We start from the raw sequence: 15,989 nt of genomic DNA on the forward strand, positions 1-15,989 counted from the left end.
CCACTATTTTCATTCTGTTTTTATAGCAACTCCTCCCTCCTCTTCCGCGTCTAATAGAGTAGATTACGAGAGGAGTGTGGTACTAATACGTAACGCAAAACGAATAAGCATGGTGGTGGCGCTCATTCTGCTGCTCCAGTCGTTCCTGACGCCTGGCGCCCATATCGCTGAAGCAGCGCAAGCTACCAAGTATCGGGTCTACCAGTATGACAAGGCGCTCAAGGAATTCGCAAAGGAAGCCGATGCCATCCGGTATGCCCAAAGCTTCAACTACAGCCATGTCGAGCAGATTGCAGACCGCAAGTGGCTATGGAACAACTTCCCGAGGTACAAGGTGTACCAACGCGGTGAATCCAATACGAAGCTGGAGTTCCGTACCTATCAGGAAGCGCTGAACGCAGCGAAGTACCTGAAGGATGTACATATCCGCGATTTGCAAAATGTGGGCTGGGTCTATGAAAACTATCCTAGATACCAACTCTATCAAGGCGACAAAACATTGCCGAATTGGTCCTTCCATACGCTTGATGAAGCCAAGAAGGAAGCGGCGAAATGGGGCAACGCGCATATTATCGACCTATCCACGAACAAGTGGATCTGGGATAACCTGACCGCAGCCCAGGTGAAAGCGCAAAGCTCGGCAGCAGCCGTCTACCAGCTCGTGGTGAATGGCGAACCGGCAGCGGATGCCAAGCTGTACTCCTTCCTGAAAAACGCGGTCGCGGCTTCGGCCGATATCCCGAACAGCCAGGTTGTGAATACGGTACGGAATGAGGTTGTGCATTCCAACGTTCCGGCATTTGAGGTTAAGCAGAACGGCAAGCTCATCAAGAGCTATATCAGCCTTGACGCTGCCGTTAAATATGCCAAGACGCTAGCAAATGCGGAAGTGCTGCAGAACGGCGCAGCGCTGTGGTCGAGCTACTCGTACCTGGAAGTATTCCAGGGCGACCGGAAAATCAAGACATTCCATCAAATAGACTCGGCGCTCTCCTATGCGAAGTATTATGCCAACATCACGATACGCACGCTAGACGGACGCGCGTTATGGAATAATGTCAAGTCTCTGCAGATTCTAGGCTGGAACGGCAGCAGCGCCAGCTCCACCATTATGAATCATGTCGCCAATACACAAGGCTTGACGATTGACTCGCCGACTTGGTTCGAGCTGACCGCAGCAGACGGTACGATGAAGGATATGTCTGACCCCGCTGTAGTCAAAGCTTTGAAGGACAAGGGCATTCTGGTCACACCGCTGCTTCATAACGGCTTCGACCGGAAGATGACGACCGAGTTCTTGAAGAGCGCTGCCGCTCAGCAGAAGTTTATCGACGCGCTTGTCAAGCGTTCCGCTGAGCTTGGCGTATACGGCATCAATATCGACTTCGAGGAAGTGGCCGGCGCCGATCGGGCAGCTTACACCGCTTTCGTGAAGAAGCTGACAGCTGCGGCTCATGCCAAAGGGCTGAAAGTATCGATTGATTTGCCGCGCGGCAGCGTTAGCTGGAACCATCTGACCGCTTACGATCATGCCGCTATCGGCGCCATTGTGGATACGGTCATCATTATGGCTTATGATGAGCATTGGAAGGGCAGCGACAAGCCCGGCTCCGTCGCGGGCTTGAAGTGGGTCGAGGAAGGCGTCAAGCAATACCTTGACTACGGCATTCCGCGCAGCAAGCTGATGCTGGGCATGCCTTTCTACGTCAGAGAATGGCGGATCGCGCCCGACGGCAAGCTGGTCGACAATCGCGCCATCTTTATGAAGGAGCTGCCTAAGCTCATTGCCGATACTGGCGCCAAAGGTGAATTCGACGCGGTATCCGGGCAATGGAAGTATACGTACAGCAAAGACGGCTATACCCATGTATTCTGGGCAGAGACGCATGACACCGTACTTGCCAGAATAGCCATTGCCAAGAAATACGATCTCGCAGGCGTTGCCGCATGGCGGCTTGGCTACGAGGATGCGGAGCTCTGGACGAAAGTGCTTAGAGCCAAATAATTATAGGCAAGATGCCATAAGCAGATGCAACAAGCAAGCCCTGAACCGGAGTGATCCGGTTCAGGGCTTGTATGCTTATCCCCTTCTCTTCCGTTTCCATAGCGGTTCGCCGTGCTCCTAACTACATATTTCGAAGATTCACGCATTCCGATAAAAAAAAAACAAGCCAAAGCACCTACATTCAGCTCTGGCTTGCGCTAGTCGTCCAACTCATGTTTTGAATCATTTGCTATCATTCATCCAGTTTTGTTCGACTTAGCCAGCTTGGCGATAGATAAGTTATCCACTATCGTCTTGTCATATCCGTTCTGCGCAATATGAATCATGGATAACCCGAGTTCCTTAAGCGTCGTGACATGGCGCGGCATTAGCCTGCGCAAAATGGGATACAGCGCTCCCAGCAGCTTATAGTAGCCATGCGTATGGGCCAAGCCTTTCGTAGGATGAATATAGCCGGGACGATACATATAAGCTCCTTTGAACGGAAGCTTCAACAAGGCATTCTCTGTCCTGCCCTTCACTCTCGCCCACATGCTTCTGCCGCTCTCGGAGCTGTCGGTTCCTTCTCCGGTCACGTAGCAGAATACCATCTCCGGATTTTGCTCAGAGAGGATACGGGCTACATGCAGCGTCAAATCATAGGTAACTCTCGTATAGTCGGCTTCGTTCTTGCCTACAGAAGATATGCCGAGGCAGTAAAAACAGGCATCATAGCTTGCAAACTCCCCTGCGCGGGGCTCCAGCTGAAGAAGATCGTCATGAACAAGCTCCTTCACTTTGGCGTGAACGACGCCGCTTGGCTTTCGGCTAAGAAGCAGAATCTCCAATACATCGGGGTGAAGGAGACATTCATGCATCACGCCTTCGCCGACCATGCCGGTTGCTCCTGTTATGATCACTTTCATCCTCGCACCGTCCTGTCCCATTGATATGAATGCTGGTTTTCATTGCGCTCTAATTTGAGTATAATCTTATCTATTCATACGCTTCAACCAAGGAGGACTTCAGGCATGGAATCAGTACGTCATCATGAAGGCAACAGCTCGTATTATGCGGTCATATTCACCAGCACGCGTACGGAGGGAGACAACGGCTACGGTCATATGGCGGACCGGATGGTTGAGCTCGCTTCCCGCCAGCCCGGATATATCGGAGTCGACAGCGTCAGAGACGCATCGGGCGACGGCATAACCGTATCCTACTGGGAAAGCCTTGAAGCCATCCGCAACTGGAAGGCGAACGAGGCTCATCTGATCGCCCAGGAGAAGGGCAAGCTGGACTGGTATAAACATTATTCTGTCAAGATCTGCAAGGTTGAGCGGGAGTATGGCTCTGACGAACGATAGTCATGCCTATGACAACAGCAGAACCTTAGTATATGGATGTACAAAGAAACCGCACTACTTGAAAATGGCAGGTCAATCTCCATTTTCCAAGATGCGGTTTCTTTTTGCCTCCATGCTGAGAGCTATTCTGGATAAGAGATAACATGGAGGGTCCAGTCCTCCAAGCATATGTAAAAGCGTAGACTTGCCGCTTCCCGAGGTGCCTACAATGGCAACAAATGCGACTTCCTCTACTTCCATGTTCACGTCATTCAAAGCCGCCACGCTTTGGGCTCCTCTACCGTATTTGTTCGACAAGGCTATCGTCTCCAAATCGTCATAAACGCGTTCTCCTTTATGAATCAAGATGATAGTGTAATGGATAATTCTTACGATCTCTTGACAACAATATTCCTTGACAGGAATATTCCTTACGAGGTATATTGTAATCACAATAAGAACAAGTTAGTCCTAGAAAAGAGGTGAGTGAAGTCGGATTATGGATACGACGACATTCAGCGCACTGGCCGAGCCGAACCGCCTGCAAATTGTAGAGCTGTTAATGGATGGCCCTCTGTCCGTGGGTGATATTGCGGAGCAGCTGTCGCTTAGGCAGCCGCAAGCTTCCAAGCATCTCCGCGTATTGCTTGCGGCGGGGCTCGTCGAGGTGCAGGCAGAAGCCAATCGCAGGCATTATGGACTGCGGATGGAACCGCTTCGCGAGCTGGACGAATGGCTCGACTCCTACCGCCGGCTTTGGAACGAGCGCTACGACAATCTCGATCAATACTTGGCATTTCTGCAATCCAAACCAAAAGACAACCATTAATCAGGAGGCGTTACCCATGACAAACAAAATGATGACCAAAGTAGACGGCAATGTACTGACGATCGAGCGCGAATTCAATGCGCCGCGCAATCTAGTATTCCAGGTATACTCCGATGCGGAACACATCAAGCAATGGTGGGGGCCTCGCGGATGGGAGGTAACCGTATGCCATCTCGATTTTCGCCCGGGCGGCGTATGGCATTACTGCATGAAGTGTCTTGATCGCAATCAAGGCGACTTCTACGGTATGGAATCATGGGGCAAAGGCATCTACAGCACGATTGTGCAAGACGAGAAGATCGAATATACGGATTACTTCTCCGATGCCGAAGGCAATGTGCCTGAGGACATGCCGTCTTCGGATATTACGCTCATATTCGAGGAGCAGGACGGATGCACGAAGCTGATCAATATTGCCCGCTATGTCTCTGCCGAAGCGCTTCAAACCGTGCTGGATATGGGTATGGAGTATGGCTTCTCCGAGACGATGGATCGTCTGGAAGAGCATCTGGACCGTATCAAAGGCTAATCAGATGAAAGAAAAGGGCAGTTCCAGACCGCTAGCGATCTGGAACTGCCCTTTGTGATGTCTCACCAACTATACCCCTTCGACAAGCTGCAAGCCATCGTTGCGGCGCCTCTGAACTCCTACTCCGCATATATCGTATGAATATTCCCTTCCGGATCAGCGAAAAAAGCGGTTGTATGTCCCCATGGCATGACTGCCGGTTCCTTGACCGCCCCAGCGCCGCATGACAAGAGATGGGTATAGGCAGAGCGGACCGACTGGGGCGATTCCAGACGGAAGCACAGCTCCACCGCTTGTCCGGACTGCGGAATCACATAAGACGGATGCCCTCCGCTCTGCTCTGCCATCAGCTCTCTTGAGCTTAAAGAAAACCGCGTGCCTTCGTTTTCAAGCTCAGCATAATGCTCCGTATCGACCGCTATCGTGAAGCCTAGCGCTTCCCTGTAGAAGCGAGCCATACCCGGCACATCGCTCGTAATCAATGTAACAACCGTCAGCTGCGCCTTCATGCCGCTTCTCCCCTCGCCGGCTTCGGTGCCGAATCGGATGCGTGCAGCAGCACCACCCCGCCTACAATAAGCGCAAAGCCGGACAGGGTCAGCATATTAAATGGATCTCGCCATAGAATAACGCCGATGAGCGCCGTCAATGCCGTACCTACTCCCGACCAAATGGCATAAGCCATCGACAGCGGAATGGTACGCAGGCAGATGGACAGACTGTAGAAAGCGACGCCAAAGCCAATCAGGACGCCAATGGACGGCAGCAATTCCGTAAATCCATGCGACAGCTTCAGCATGGTCGTACCGAACACTTCAAATAAGATGGATACAGATAACGCTACATACCCTTTATTCATGATGAGTCCCCCTCAGCTCATGTCCGTAGACAGCTTCATTAAGATAACGCCCGCAATAATCAATACGATGGCAAGCACCTTCTTTACATTCAGCGCTTCCTTCCATAACACGACGCCAACCACAGCAGTTAAGGCTGTGCCAATGCCGGACCAAATGGCATATGCAACGCCAAGCGGCAGCTCCTTTAGCGTCTGCGACAGGAAGAAGAAGGCGGAGCCCATTCCCAGCAACACGCCGAGGCTCGGCAGCCATTTCGAAAACCTTTTGACAATTTAAGCATAGAGCTCCCGAATACCTCGCTTACAATTGCGAGCATGAGCAGGATGTAAGGATTCATAGGGTCTCACCTTCTTCTGTCAGCTTCAACAGCCGCTCGATCACCGCGTCCAGCGCCGCATCGTCCAGCGGTTTGAGCTTGTACATATCGGAATAATACAGTCCGTCTATCGTGAGACGGATCAGATTAACGACAACGGGATCAAGCGCGTCCTCGCTCAGTTTTCCGAACCAATAAGCATAGTTGTTGTTCATGCTCTCGACAAAGACCGGTTCAAGCAGCGCCGCCGACATCACGCCGACGTTCAGAATGCCACCATGCTTCTTCAAGTCTTGTCTTGAGGCTTGTATATACGCTCTGCACCATTTGCCGTGCTCACGACTGTCTTCATCCGCATAAGAATGGAACATCTCCGTGAACTGGTCAAAGATATGAACGGTTATCCCCTGCAGCAGCGCATCCTTGCTCGGAAAGTGATACAGCAAGCCGCCTTTGCTGACGCCCGCTTCCTTTGCTACCGCATCAAGCGTCAATCCGTTGAAGTCGACCGTTAAGATTAACTGCATCGCAGATTTCAAAATATGTTCGCGTTTGGAACTTGCCTTCGCGCTCATCCGAATCCCCCTCCCGAATATGTACCGTCTAGACGGTTTTTATTTTTAATATACCGTCTGGACGGTTTTGTGTCAAACAATTATTTCATGCTTCATGAACGGCCCAATAACTTATGGAAGTAGCCGCCCCTGCTTCACGAATCCGCGATACGGCTTGGACTTCCCTCCTGCTTGACCACTGTCCATGGAAGAGAGTCCGACGACCCCGCTGCAGGTCGCGGACTTCTATTATAATTCCAGGCCTTTCATCCGCCCGGAAAACCGTGTGCCAGCTATTGGCCATATGGTAGAATAGCCTTCTGAAGGGAGTTAAACAAGATGACAATCATACACCATAAATTAGCAGCCTATATGAAATCCTACACCGATCTGTATCCATTCAGCGGCAGAATTCTGATTGCTCTCCACGATGAGCCTGTCTATGACCAATCATTCGGCTACGCAAGCGCAGAGCATGGCATCCCCATTCAACCGGATACGAAATTCGGCATATGGTCCATCACCAAATCCTTCACCGCAATGGCGGTTGCGATGCTGGCAGAGGAAGGCCTGCTCCGCTTCGATGACCCTGTCAGTGATTATGTCCCGTCGTTCAAGACCTTTGGGCCGATGACCATTCGTCATCTATTGCAGCATCGCTCCGGGCTGCCTAACTTTACGAACATGCCGGAGTACAATGCGCACCAGAACAAATGGCCGCTGGACGTGGAGCGGACGCTGGCTCTGTTGCAGGACAAGCCGCTCGATTACCCGCCTGGCGAATCGTTTGCCTACAATAATACAGGTTACTTTGTATTAGGCCTTATCATCGAGAGAGTATCTGGCATGTCCTTTGAATCCTTCGTCGCTTCGCGTATCCTGCAGCCGCTCGGCATGCATCATACAGGCGTGAACAACGGACGAAGCGTCATTCCGAATATCGCATCCCCTTATTCCTCCAGCGAAAGAGAGCTTGCGCCTGCGGAGTATATCGATATGAGCACCGTTACTTCGGCCGGAGGCATGTATGCGACCGCCGCGGATTTGCTCAAGTGGGATCAAGCGCTGAGCAGCAGCCGGCTGATCAGCAAGGAGCTGACGGACCAAATGTTCGATTTTACAGAAGACGGCTATGAGCTGGGCTGGTTCCTGGACAGGAAGCACGATCGGAGAAGAATCTCCCATAGCGGAGCTTATCGCGGCTTCAGGAGCGAGCTGCACCGCTATCCCGATGATGGCGTAACGGTCATCCTGCTTACCAATTACGATTTTGTCCCGTCGACGAAGCTTGCTGGCTCCCTGGCCGATCTGATGCTTGGCGAAGAGGCGATCGTGCCCGAGCAGCCTCCTCGCTATCCAATGAAGCCGGAGGAATTTGAGCTGCTGAAGGGCGTCTATGAAGGCTTTGGCTGCAAAGCGGAAGTAGACTCGGATGCGGGCGGCTATTTCTTTGTATGGAACAACCGGGAGAAGCATGTGCTGTATCCGGTATCGCCGGCAGAGTTCCGGCATAGCTGGCATGATCTCTCCTATGCCTTCAAGCGGAAGGATGACGGAGTATGGTCTTTTTTGGGGATGAAGAAACGCGCCTGACCGACTGCATTGTTCGGGTCATACATTGTTCACATGTGCCCGGTTTGTCTTCGATGCAATCTTGCTATAATAAGGCCATAACATTCCGGTACGGGAGAGAACCAGCATGAACGTCACGAGCATACAGCAAGACCTCTTGGAGCATGCGACCGCCTTCATCCGCCGATGCTACGGGGAGCTTGGCAAGTCCGCGCAAGACATCAGCCTTCGTCTACATGAAGTCGAAGCGGAGATTATGCAACAAGATCATTATAAGCATACGCCTGAAGAGCTGGCGCACGGCGCCAAGATGGCATGGCGCAACAGCAACCGGTGCATCGGGCGGCTGTTCTGGGACAACCTTTCCGTCATCGACGCCCGGCATGCCGGTACGACTGATGAGATGGCTGAGGCGATCTGGCAGCATATCAGCTCCGCAACAAACGGCGGCAAGATCCGGCCATTCATTACCGTCTTCCCGGCTTCGACCGGGTTCCCGGCGCATCCTCCGCGCATCTGGAACCATCAGTTGATCCGTTATGCAGGGTATGAATCGGATGATGGTACTACGGTTGGAGACCCCGCCTCCGTCTCCTTCACCAGGCTGTGCCAGGAGCTTGGATGGCAAGGGGCCGGCACACCACACGATATTCTGCCGCTTGTTCTCAGCATAGGCAACAGTGAGAAAAAATGGTATAATATACCGAAAGAGCTAACGCTCGAAGTGCCCCTCTCCCATCCCGATATACCCGCTTTCGAAGAGCTAGGGTTGAGATGGTATGCCGTACCTTTCGTGTCGGACATGCTGCTGGAGATCGGGGGCATTCATTACACAGCGGCTCCGTTTAACGGCTGGTATATGGGTACAGAGATCGGCGCCCGCAACTTGGCTGACAAGGATCGTTACAACATGCTTCCCGACGTCGCCCGGCTGATGGGGCTGGATACCTCCAGCAACGCCTCGCTCTGGAAGGACAAGGCGCTGGTGGAGTTGAATGTCGCCGTTCTCCATTCTTATAAGGCTCACGGCGTTACGATCGTTGACCATCATACCGCAGCCCAGCAATTTATGCGCTTCGAGCGCAATGAACGGGAAAGCCGCCGAGAGGTGACAGGCCGCTGGTCATGGCTTGTTCCGCCGCTCTCCCCTGCGACGACGCATATCTTCCATCAGCACTATGAGGATCACATCGTTTCACCCCAATTTTTTTATCAAAATAAGTCGTAAGGCCCTTTACGGGGCCTCCTCTTTTAGGACAAGACATGATACAAATACTAGTAAATTTACACAATTTGCAAGAAATATTCGTAATATTGAAATTAAACCTCATTAAAAATGATGAAATAGGGGGAAAATTTGATTAAAATAATAATTCCCCTCCACAATCTCCGATTATTCCCCTATACTAGACACATCTTCAACAAATCCTTAACGATCACCCGATTGACCGCTCCCAAGTCCAATCATATGATTGCAAAAGCGCTTGCAATTCCTTCGATCTGAATTTTGATTCATTCACTGCGTTTCACCTGCAACTTCAATCAACAACCAACCTTTTACCATCAACAACTTGCATCCAAGACGAACTGACGGCTTTTTCACATGCGTGTATAAGCTCTTCTTTGAGTTTATATAAAACCTCAAGAGAAAGGAGATCGCCTTATACGTTATCGGAATATTTAGGTTATTTAAGCTTCCCTAAGATTCACGGCAGTACCTGCAATGTCATCAACTAGAACCGCATAATGGTCTAATCGCTCTACTCTATCACTATTAGGAGGTTATCTACCAATGACACTGCTTCAAAACCCGCGTCAACTATTCGTAAAGGCTTTGCTCGTTAGCGGCTTCGCACTCGTTCTGGTGGCAATCATGACAATTATGGCCGACAGAGTATCCGCTCACGGCTATGTTGAATCACCAGGAAGCCGAGCTATACTTTGCAAAAACGGCGTAAATACGGACTGTGGCGCGATTGTGTACGAACCGCAAAGCTTGGAAGCGCCAAAGGGCTTCCCGGCAGCAGGTCCTGCAGATGGCAAAATCGCTAGCGCAGGCGGCGCATTCCCTAAGCTTGACGAGCAATCCAGCACACGTTGGAGCAAAGTTGCACTCTCCGGCGGACAGCAAACGTTTACATGGAAATTCACAGCTAACCATGCAACAACATCCTTCCGCTACTTCATTACAAAAGCAAACTGGAATCCAAACTCCCCGCTGACTCGTGACCAATTCGAGTCCACTCCGTTCTGTACGGTGAACTACGGCGGCGCCCAGCCTCCGATGAGCTATTCCCATACTTGTAACGTTCCAACTGACCGCTCCGGATACCATGTGATCCTGGCAGTATGGGATATCGACAATACGGTAAACGCTTTCTACAACGCGATTGACGTAAACTTGAGCGGAACGAGCAATGGCGACACAACAGCTCCTACTGCTCCGTCCAATTTAAGCGCTTCCAATGTTACTGCGACTAGCGCTACTGTATCCTGGTCCGCTTCCACTGACAACGTCGGTGTAGCCGGCTACCGGATCTTCAACGGAGCGACTCAAATCGGTTCCACGACTGGCGCGCTAACGTATAATTTGACGGGACTATCCGCCAATACGGCTTACAATATTACCGTTAGAGCATTTGATGCGGCCGGTAATGTATCCAACGCGAGCTCCATCATTACCTTCACAACTTCGAACATCTCCGGACCGGATACGGTTGCGCCTACTGCTCCAGGCGGACTTCATGTCATGGGCAGCGCAACCCAAAACTCCGTACCTCTGATGTGGAGCGCATCGACAGACAATGTCGGCGTAACTGGCTACCAAATTTTCCGCGGCACAACTCTGGTTGCTACGGTTTCCGGCTCCACGCTTGAATACCTGGTAACTGGCCTGTCCGCGAACACAGCTTATACGTTCACCGTCAAAGCAGTAGATGCTGCAGGTAACGTATCCGCTGCAAGCAACGCAGTAAGCGTAACTACGCCTTCCGCACCATCAACATTCCCGGCTTGGAGCTCGACACAAGTCTATGTTGGCGGAGACAAAGTAACATATAACGGCGTGAACTATGAAGCAAAATGGTGGACGCTTAACAACATCCCTGGTACTCCTGCAGGCGATGTATGGAAAGTCATTCCTTAATCCTTGCCAGAGCGCAACATCTAGTTCGCTAAGCTCACAACAAGTTGGTGCCGATCCCTATCGGTATCAGCTTGTTTTTTTGTCCCCCTCTCCTTTGCCCTACAAGCGCTGGACTATAGTCCCAAAAAACCGTTTACAATTCAAAGTTGTTGCGGTATATTCTTTATAGAGAACACATGAATTCTCTATATTGTACTAGGGAGTGGATCCAGTTGAAAACCTTGAAACGGGTCATCGCATGCGCCACGCTCCTCACCTTGCTTGCATTCCCGGCATCCGCCTTCGCCTCCGGCAAGTCATCCGGCTATGATGACGATCGGAACAAAGGATTGCTAGCCTCTATCTCCTCCCTCTTCTCCTTCTTAGGGGGCTCCAACAGCAAAGACAAGAAGGAAGATACATACGACTATAACAAGCATTACAACGACAAGAAGGGCAGCAAGGGGGGCCTCTGGGACTGGCTGAACGACCGCAGCTGGTGGAATGACTTCAGTTGGTGGAAGCAGCATGAGAGCGACTCATGGAAGCTATGGGAGAAATATTATTGTTACTAAACGGCAAGGGCTGGCCCGCGACCATCGTCGCAAGCCAGCCCTTGTCCCTTTATGACCTAGTGTTATACGCCAGCTGCGGAGCCGGCAATTACTTTTTTGACATCGTACATTTTCACAGTGGTGCTAAGGATATAGCTAGGAGGCGCATCGTTACGCTTCTCGCGGTGTCCGGCAATATGGGCAGGACTCTTCTCCCAGTTTTTCCATGCTTCCTCGGATTCCCAACGGATCATGGCGATAACTTCTTCTGATTCTTTATTTTTGCGGCTGACCATCACGGTCCGGTCGACCAAACCTGGCATCTCATCAATCGCGCCGGTGGAGCCGAAGCGCTCTGCAACCTGCTCCGCATGACCTGGCTCTACAACAATTGTTCTCAATTGGATGAACATGGAATCACCTTCGTTATCGTTTTCTTTTCATCATATCGATAACGATTATCAATGTCAACATCTTATTCATTGTGCTTCATAGTGCTTCAGTCGATACCGATAGCCGCAGAACGAACATTTGAACACAATGCTGTCTTCCCCAATAACAAAGCTGAAACGGTCATCATCTTCAAGCTCGATATATTCCCGGCCATGCTCGTCCCGGTCACCCGTTGCGAATAAATTAGTCCGATTGCCGCATTCGCATTCCATATGTATCATGAATAAGCTCCTCTCTTGCGTCCCCGGATATTGGCCAGCAGCAGCGTAACCGCGATCACGGTCAACCCCGCGCTATAACCGGCGAGCACATCTGATAGGTAATGAACGTGAAAATAAATACGGCTTACTCCCATCAATACGATCAGCAGAGCGAGAATGACGGCAATGACCGATTTTGCCCCTCCGCTCCATCTGCTCTCTTGTAGGAGTATAATCAAAATCATACCGAACATCACCATGCCAAGCATGGCGTTGCCGCTTGGAAAGCTGGCCCCATCCGCCGTTAATTCCCATGCGGTATCGGGACGCACGCGACCGAACCCATTTTTCAGTAAAGTATTGATAAGATATCCGGCTAACACACTGCCGATCAGCATGCCGGCATACCGCCAAGCATAACGATATCCAAACCAGCCTGCTGCGATAAGTGTGATCGCGACAATGACAGCGGTTGAACCAAGCAAGGACATCCCTTTTAACAGAGTCGTAAGTCCCTCGCTCCTCCACTCCGTTAATCCATCATGTGCCCATTGGTCGAGGAGGTGACCTCCGTTATCCGGCACCGTTATGGCTGCAAAGACAAATCCGGTGATGCCGATGATCAGCATGATTAACCAACAGTTCCGTTCCTTGCGAATAAATACCGCCTCCATGGGTAAGTTTCATTGCTTAGTTTTCCCTGCTTCGTTATAATAATCGATGATATTAAGATGTGACAAGACTAGAGTCAAGGAAGGAAAGAGAAATGATGTACATAGCAGATAAATGGACAGATTACGAAGTTATTGATACAGGAGAAGGCGATAAGCTGGAGCGTTGGGGCAATTACGTCCTTCGCCGGCCGGACCCTCAGATTATTTGGCCGATTGCAGATGAATCAGGACCTTGGAATAAAACGGATGGCTACTATCACCGGAGTTCTTCTGGCGGCGGCAAGTGGCAGATGTCGGCAACGCTGCCGGAGAGATGGACCATTACCTATGGAGAACTCTCCTTTCATATAAAGCCAACCAGTTTCAAGCATACCGGCTTGTTCCCGGAGCAAGCGGTCAATTGGAGCTGGATGATGGACAAGATCCGCAATGCCGGCCGGCCGATTCGCGTCTTGAATCTGTTCGCCTACTCCGGCGGTGCTACGGTAGCTGCAGCCAAAGCCGGCGCTGACGTATGCCATGTCGATGCTGCCAAAGGCATGGTGCAGTGGGCGAAGGAGAATGCGCAGCTGTCGGGCCTTGAATCGGCGCCGATCCGTTACATTACGGACGATGTATTCAAGTTCGTCCAGCGTGAGCAGCGCCGCGGGCGCCAATACGATGCGATCATTATGGACCCGCCTTCCTACGGACGCGGACCGAACGGCGAGACATGGAAGCTGGAGGAGAATCTGTATCCCTTCCTTCAATCCTGCACAACGATCCTGTCGGACAACCCGTTATTCCTGCTCATCAATTCGTATACGACTGGCCTGTCACCTACCGTTCTTCATAACATGCTTCATATGACCATGAATGCCAAGTACGGAGGCACAATCAGCTGCGGCGAGATCGGATTGCCAATTACGAGATCCGGCCTTAATCTGCCATGCGGCATTCTGGGTCGCTGGGAGTCCAACTAATGCGGATCCCCGTATTATATGAAGACAATCATTTGCTTGCAGTCGTGAAGCCGCCGGGGGTGCCCTCGCAAGAGGATGAAACGGGCGATCCGGATATGCTTACGCTGCTGAAAGCGGATCTGAAGGAGCGGCATGGCAAGCCCGGCAATGTTTTTCTCGGTCTCGTTCACCGGCTGGACCGCCCGGTCGGTGGAGCCATGATCTTCGCTAAGACGTCCAAAGCGGCCTCCAGGCTGTCCGAAGCGGTACGCAGCCGTACCTTCGGCAAAACCTATATGTGCGTCGCACAAGGCGTCCCAGCGTCCCCTGCAGGCACCTTAAAGCATTATCTCTGGAAGGATCAGAAGCGCAATCAGGTTACCGTATTCGAAAAGCCTGAAGTGGATGCGAAGGAAGCGATACTGGAGTACAAGGTTGTAGCGGTTCATGAACGATTCAGCTTAATTGCCGTTAAGCTCCATACGGGCCGGTCGCATCAAATCCGCGCACAGTTGGCCCATATTGGCTGTCCGCTTGTCGGGGATTTGAAGTATGGCGCAGCCAAGCAGCCCGGTGTTACGAATATCGGGCTTTGGTCAACCTCCGTTGCGGTTCCCCATCCCATCTCCAAGGAGGAGGTTGTCTTTCATTCCTTGCCGGAGGCGGTTGCTCCCTGGAGCTGGTGGGAGCAAGACCAACTGGCGTACGCAGCCAAACTTTATATCTAACACATCAATGGGAAGTCCAGGCTAGAGCCGGCTTCCCATTGATTATGAGAGGACGAGTATAAGCCTTATGCGACGCAAGACCGTCTTAATTCCCGTCATTCTTCTATTAAGTGTTCTATCCATCATTATTCTGTATCTGCTAGCTCAAACGATAGGTGACAAAATCGCCACTGACAAGGTAGGCAATGAAGGGCTGGTATCCGCTGCCCCCTCGGAAGCCGCAGCCACTCCCCCGCCTCCTACGCCGGAACCGACGCCGACGCCTGAGCCGGTGTTCACGGAAGCAGTCTGGGTTGGCGTCGGAGACATTATGAGCCATTCACCGCAGCTGCCTGGCGCATATGACGCCAAGCTTGGCGTGTATGATTTCAATCCGTTTTTTGCGGAAGTGAAGGACATTCTAAGCAAAGGCGACTGGATTATGGCCAATTTGGAGACGCCGATTGCCGGTGCAGACTTCGGCTATTCCGGCTATCCAACCTTTAATGCGCCATACGAGCTTGCGGAGGCGTTGAAGAACGCCGGCTTCAATCTCCTCTCCACGGCAAACAACCATTCCCTGGACAAAGGCGAGCGAGGGCTGCTGCGGACGCTTGAGCATCTGAAGGAGCTTGATCTGCAAGCGATCGGCACCGCTTCTTCGCAGGAAGAAGGCGATGCGCTAATCATCGCGGAGCAGAATGGTATCCGTATGGGGCTTCTTGCATACACCTACGGCACCAACGGCATTCCAATCCCGCAAGGCAAGCCTTATCTCGTCAACCTCATCGACGAAGAGAAAATCAAAGCAGACATTGCCCGTTTGAAACAGAACGGAGCCGACCTTGTTACAGTCGCTCTTCACTTCGGCAATGAATATCAGACTACTCCATCGGAGAGTCAGAAGACGCTGGCAAGGTCGCTCGTAGCAGCCGGCGCCGACATTATTGCCGGTGCTCATCCTCACGTGATCCAGCCCTATGAGGTAATCGAAGGCCACGATGATAACGGCAACGAGAAACGTTCGCTCATCATCTATTCCATGGGCAACTTCATCTCCAATCAGCGGGGGGATTCCAAGGATTACGGCGTCATCTTCAAGGTCGGTGTCCGTAAAAATGTAACCGAAGATATCACCACACTGACCGAGATCGAAGCTATCCCAACTTGGGTACACCGTTACAAACCTGACCGTTCCTTCCGCTATCGCATTCTTCCCGTGGAAGAGACGCTTGCCGCGAGAAGCGACAGCTTGCTGAAAGCAGGGGAATATGATCAAATGCAAAAGGACTTCGATATGCTCCTGCAGCGATTGGAATCTATGAAATAACAAATAGGGCCGCTTC

18 protein-coding genes and 2 pseudogenes are annotated in these 15,989 nt (G+C 51.5%); 11 read left to right on the forward strand and 9 right to left on the reverse strand.

Going from position 1 to position 15,989, the window contains the following annotated elements; translation table 11 throughout:
- The first annotated feature begins 76 nt into the window (after positions 1–76).
- A complete protein-coding gene (locus tag AC0YNW_RS13770; RefSeq protein WP_475832479.1) occupies positions 77–2,005 on the forward strand; it encodes a glycosyl hydrolase family 18 protein in 1,929 nt (642 codons plus the stop codon).
- A 236-nt stretch (positions 2,006–2,241) separates the two neighbouring features.
- Here the strand turns inward: AC0YNW_RS13770 and AC0YNW_RS13775 are convergent, their stop codons facing one another.
- Positions 2,242–2,910 carry an NAD-dependent epimerase/dehydratase family protein gene (locus AC0YNW_RS13775; protein WP_475832480.1) on the reverse strand — a complete coding sequence of 223 codons (669 nt, stop codon included), beginning with the start codon at positions 2,908–2,910 and terminating at the stop codon, positions 2,242–2,244.
- 105 nt (positions 2,911–3,015) lie between these two features.
- On the opposite strand from AC0YNW_RS13775, the gene AC0YNW_RS13780 reads away from it, so the two are divergent.
- A complete protein-coding gene (locus AC0YNW_RS13780; RefSeq protein ID WP_475832481.1) occupies positions 3,016–3,351 on the forward strand; it encodes an antibiotic biosynthesis monooxygenase family protein in 336 nt (111 codons plus the stop codon).
- A 144-nt stretch (positions 3,352–3,495) separates the two neighbouring features.
- Here AC0YNW_RS13780 and AC0YNW_RS13785 read toward each other — a convergent pair.
- Positions 3,496–3,663 (reverse strand): annotated as a pseudogene (locus tag AC0YNW_RS13785) (ATP-binding cassette domain-containing protein); the annotation flags it as partial.
- A 166-nt stretch (positions 3,664–3,829) separates the two neighbouring features.
- Between AC0YNW_RS13785 and AC0YNW_RS13790 the strand changes: the two are divergent.
- Positions 3,830–4,159, forward strand: coding sequence for an ArsR/SmtB family transcription factor (locus AC0YNW_RS13790; RefSeq protein WP_387473493.1), 330 nt, complete (start codon positions 3,830–3,832; stop codon positions 4,157–4,159).
- Between the two features lie 16 nt (positions 4,160–4,175).
- Positions 4,176–4,688, forward strand: coding sequence for an SRPBCC domain-containing protein (locus AC0YNW_RS13795; protein WP_475832482.1), 513 nt, complete (start codon positions 4,176–4,178; stop codon positions 4,686–4,688).
- A gap of 119 nt (positions 4,689–4,807) precedes the next feature.
- Here AC0YNW_RS13795 and AC0YNW_RS13800 read toward each other — a convergent pair whose 3' ends face one another.
- The 4 genes and pseudogenes from AC0YNW_RS13800 to AC0YNW_RS13815 all read right to left on the reverse strand — a co-directional run bounded on the left by AC0YNW_RS13800 (position 4,808) and on the right by AC0YNW_RS13815 (position 6,439).
- Positions 4,808–5,197 carry a VOC family protein gene (locus AC0YNW_RS13800; RefSeq protein ID WP_475832483.1) on the reverse strand — a complete coding sequence of 130 codons (390 nt, stop codon included), beginning with the start codon at positions 5,195–5,197 and terminating at the stop codon, positions 4,808–4,810.
- Positions 5,194–5,547 carry a DMT family transporter gene (locus AC0YNW_RS13805; RefSeq protein ID WP_475832484.1) on the reverse strand — a complete coding sequence of 118 codons (354 nt, stop codon included), beginning with the start codon at positions 5,545–5,547 and terminating at the stop codon, positions 5,194–5,196. Before AC0YNW_RS13805 ends, AC0YNW_RS13800 begins: the two co-directional genes overlap by 4 nt.
- A gap of 12 nt (positions 5,548–5,559) precedes the next feature.
- Positions 5,560–5,885, reverse strand: a pseudogene (locus tag AC0YNW_RS13810) (DMT family transporter).
- On the reverse strand, positions 5,882–6,439 hold the full coding sequence (locus AC0YNW_RS13815) for a TetR/AcrR family transcriptional regulator (RefSeq protein ID WP_475832485.1): 558 nt from the start codon (positions 6,437–6,439) through the stop codon (positions 5,882–5,884). The pseudogene AC0YNW_RS13810 and the gene AC0YNW_RS13815 overlap by 4 nt, the downstream one beginning before the upstream one ends.
- 318 nt (positions 6,440–6,757) lie before the next feature.
- Between AC0YNW_RS13815 and AC0YNW_RS13820 the strand changes: the two genes are divergently transcribed.
- The 4 genes from AC0YNW_RS13820 to AC0YNW_RS13835 all read left to right on the forward strand — a co-directional run bounded on the left by AC0YNW_RS13820 (position 6,758) and on the right by AC0YNW_RS13835 (position 11,689).
- Positions 6,758–8,011 (forward strand): serine hydrolase domain-containing protein, encoded by a 1,254-nt coding sequence (locus AC0YNW_RS13820; protein WP_475832486.1) that lies wholly within the window; start codon positions 6,758–6,760, stop codon positions 8,009–8,011.
- 106 nt (positions 8,012–8,117) lie between these two features.
- A complete protein-coding gene (locus tag AC0YNW_RS13825) occupies positions 8,118–9,218 on the forward strand; it encodes a nitric oxide synthase oxygenase (RefSeq protein ID WP_475832487.1) in 1,101 nt (366 codons plus the stop codon).
- Positions 9,219–9,782: 564 nt separating this feature from the next.
- Positions 9,783–11,135, forward strand: coding sequence for a lytic polysaccharide monooxygenase (locus tag AC0YNW_RS13830; RefSeq protein ID WP_475832488.1), 1,353 nt, complete (start codon positions 9,783–9,785; stop codon positions 11,133–11,135).
- A gap of 212 nt (positions 11,136–11,347) precedes the next feature.
- Positions 11,348–11,689, forward strand: a complete 342-nt coding sequence (locus AC0YNW_RS13835) for a hypothetical protein (protein WP_475832489.1) — start codon at positions 11,348–11,350, stop codon at positions 11,687–11,689.
- 62 nt (positions 11,690–11,751) lie between these two features.
- Here the strand turns inward: AC0YNW_RS13835 and AC0YNW_RS13840 are convergent, their stop codons facing one another.
- The 3 genes from AC0YNW_RS13840 to AC0YNW_RS13850 form a co-directional block, all read right to left on the reverse strand.
- Positions 11,752–12,081: an antibiotic biosynthesis monooxygenase gene (locus tag AC0YNW_RS13840; RefSeq protein ID WP_387473518.1), complete on the reverse strand. Its 330-nt coding sequence runs from the start codon at positions 12,079–12,081 to the stop codon at positions 11,752–11,754.
- Positions 12,082–12,147: 66 nt separating this feature from the next.
- Positions 12,148–12,342 carry a hypothetical protein gene (locus AC0YNW_RS13845; RefSeq protein ID WP_475832490.1) on the reverse strand — a complete coding sequence of 65 codons (195 nt, stop codon included), beginning with the start codon at positions 12,340–12,342 and terminating at the stop codon, positions 12,148–12,150.
- Complete coding sequence (locus AC0YNW_RS13850) at positions 12,339–12,995, reverse strand: phosphatase PAP2 family protein (protein WP_475832491.1); 657 nt, start codon at positions 12,993–12,995, stop codon at positions 12,339–12,341. The genes AC0YNW_RS13845 and AC0YNW_RS13850 overlap by 4 nt, the downstream gene beginning before the upstream one ends.
- Before the next feature lie 95 nt (positions 12,996–13,090).
- On the opposite strand from AC0YNW_RS13850, the gene AC0YNW_RS13855 reads away from it, so the two are divergent.
- The 3 genes from AC0YNW_RS13855 (at position 13,091) to AC0YNW_RS13865 (ending at position 15,973) form a co-directional block, all read left to right on the forward strand.
- Positions 13,091–13,957: a class I SAM-dependent methyltransferase gene (locus AC0YNW_RS13855; RefSeq protein ID WP_475832699.1), complete on the forward strand. Its 867-nt coding sequence runs from the start codon at positions 13,091–13,093 to the stop codon at positions 13,955–13,957.
- Positions 13,957–14,664 (forward strand): RluA family pseudouridine synthase, encoded by a 708-nt coding sequence (locus tag AC0YNW_RS13860; RefSeq protein ID WP_475832492.1) that lies wholly within the window; start codon positions 13,957–13,959, stop codon positions 14,662–14,664. Before AC0YNW_RS13855 ends, AC0YNW_RS13860 begins: the two co-directional genes overlap by 1 nt.
- 67 nt (positions 14,665–14,731) lie before the next feature.
- Positions 14,732–15,973: a CapA family protein gene (locus AC0YNW_RS13865; protein WP_475832493.1), complete on the forward strand. Its 1,242-nt coding sequence runs from the start codon at positions 14,732–14,734 to the stop codon at positions 15,971–15,973.
- Positions 15,974–15,989 lie beyond the last annotated feature (16 nt).

The sequence above is a fragment of the Paenibacillus sp. J31R120 genome, assembly GCF_056269225.1.

Bases quoted from the DNA above. Each gene is read 5' to 3' on its own strand.
- AC0YNW_RS13775 (WP_475832480.1), bottom strand. From the start codon at position 2,910: ATGAAAGTGATCATAACAGGAGCAACCGGCATGGTCGGCGAAGGCGTG.
- AC0YNW_RS13780 (WP_475832481.1), top strand. From the start codon at position 3,016: ATGGAATCAGTACGTCATCATGAAGGCAACAGCTCGTATTATGCGGTC.
- AC0YNW_RS13790 (WP_387473493.1), top strand. From the start codon at position 3,830: ATGGATACGACGACATTCAGCGCACTGGCCGAGCCGAACCGCCTGCAA.
- AC0YNW_RS13795 (WP_475832482.1), top strand. From the start codon at position 4,176: ATGACAAACAAAATGATGACCAAAGTAGACGGCAATGTACTGACGATC.
- AC0YNW_RS13800 (WP_475832483.1), bottom strand. From the start codon at position 5,197: ATGAAGGCGCAGCTGACGGTTGTTACATTGATTACGAGCGATGTGCCG.
- AC0YNW_RS13805 (WP_475832484.1), bottom strand. From the start codon at position 5,547: ATGAATAAAGGGTATGTAGCGTTATCTGTATCCATCTTATTTGAAGTG.
- AC0YNW_RS13815 (WP_475832485.1), bottom strand. From the start codon at position 6,439: ATGAGCGCGAAGGCAAGTTCCAAACGCGAACATATTTTGAAATCTGCG.
- AC0YNW_RS13820 (WP_475832486.1), top strand. From the start codon at position 6,758: ATGACAATCATACACCATAAATTAGCAGCCTATATGAAATCCTACACC.
- AC0YNW_RS13825 (WP_475832487.1), top strand. From the start codon at position 8,118: ATGAACGTCACGAGCATACAGCAAGACCTCTTGGAGCATGCGACCGCC.
- AC0YNW_RS13830 (WP_475832488.1), top strand. From the start codon at position 9,783: ATGACACTGCTTCAAAACCCGCGTCAACTATTCGTAAAGGCTTTGCTC.
- AC0YNW_RS13840 (WP_387473518.1), bottom strand. From the start codon at position 12,081: ATGTTCATCCAATTGAGAACAATTGTTGTAGAGCCAGGTCATGCGGAG.
- AC0YNW_RS13845 (WP_475832490.1), bottom strand. From the start codon at position 12,342: ATGATACATATGGAATGCGAATGCGGCAATCGGACTAATTTATTCGCA.
- AC0YNW_RS13850 (WP_475832491.1), bottom strand. From the start codon at position 12,995: ATGGAGGCGGTATTTATTCGCAAGGAACGGAACTGTTGGTTAATCATG.
- AC0YNW_RS13855 (WP_475832699.1), top strand. From the start codon at position 13,091: ATGTACATAGCAGATAAATGGACAGATTACGAAGTTATTGATACAGGA.
- AC0YNW_RS13860 (WP_475832492.1), top strand. From the start codon at position 13,957: ATGCGGATCCCCGTATTATATGAAGACAATCATTTGCTTGCAGTCGTG.
- AC0YNW_RS13865 (WP_475832493.1), top strand. From the start codon at position 14,732: ATGCGACGCAAGACCGTCTTAATTCCCGTCATTCTTCTATTAAGTGTT.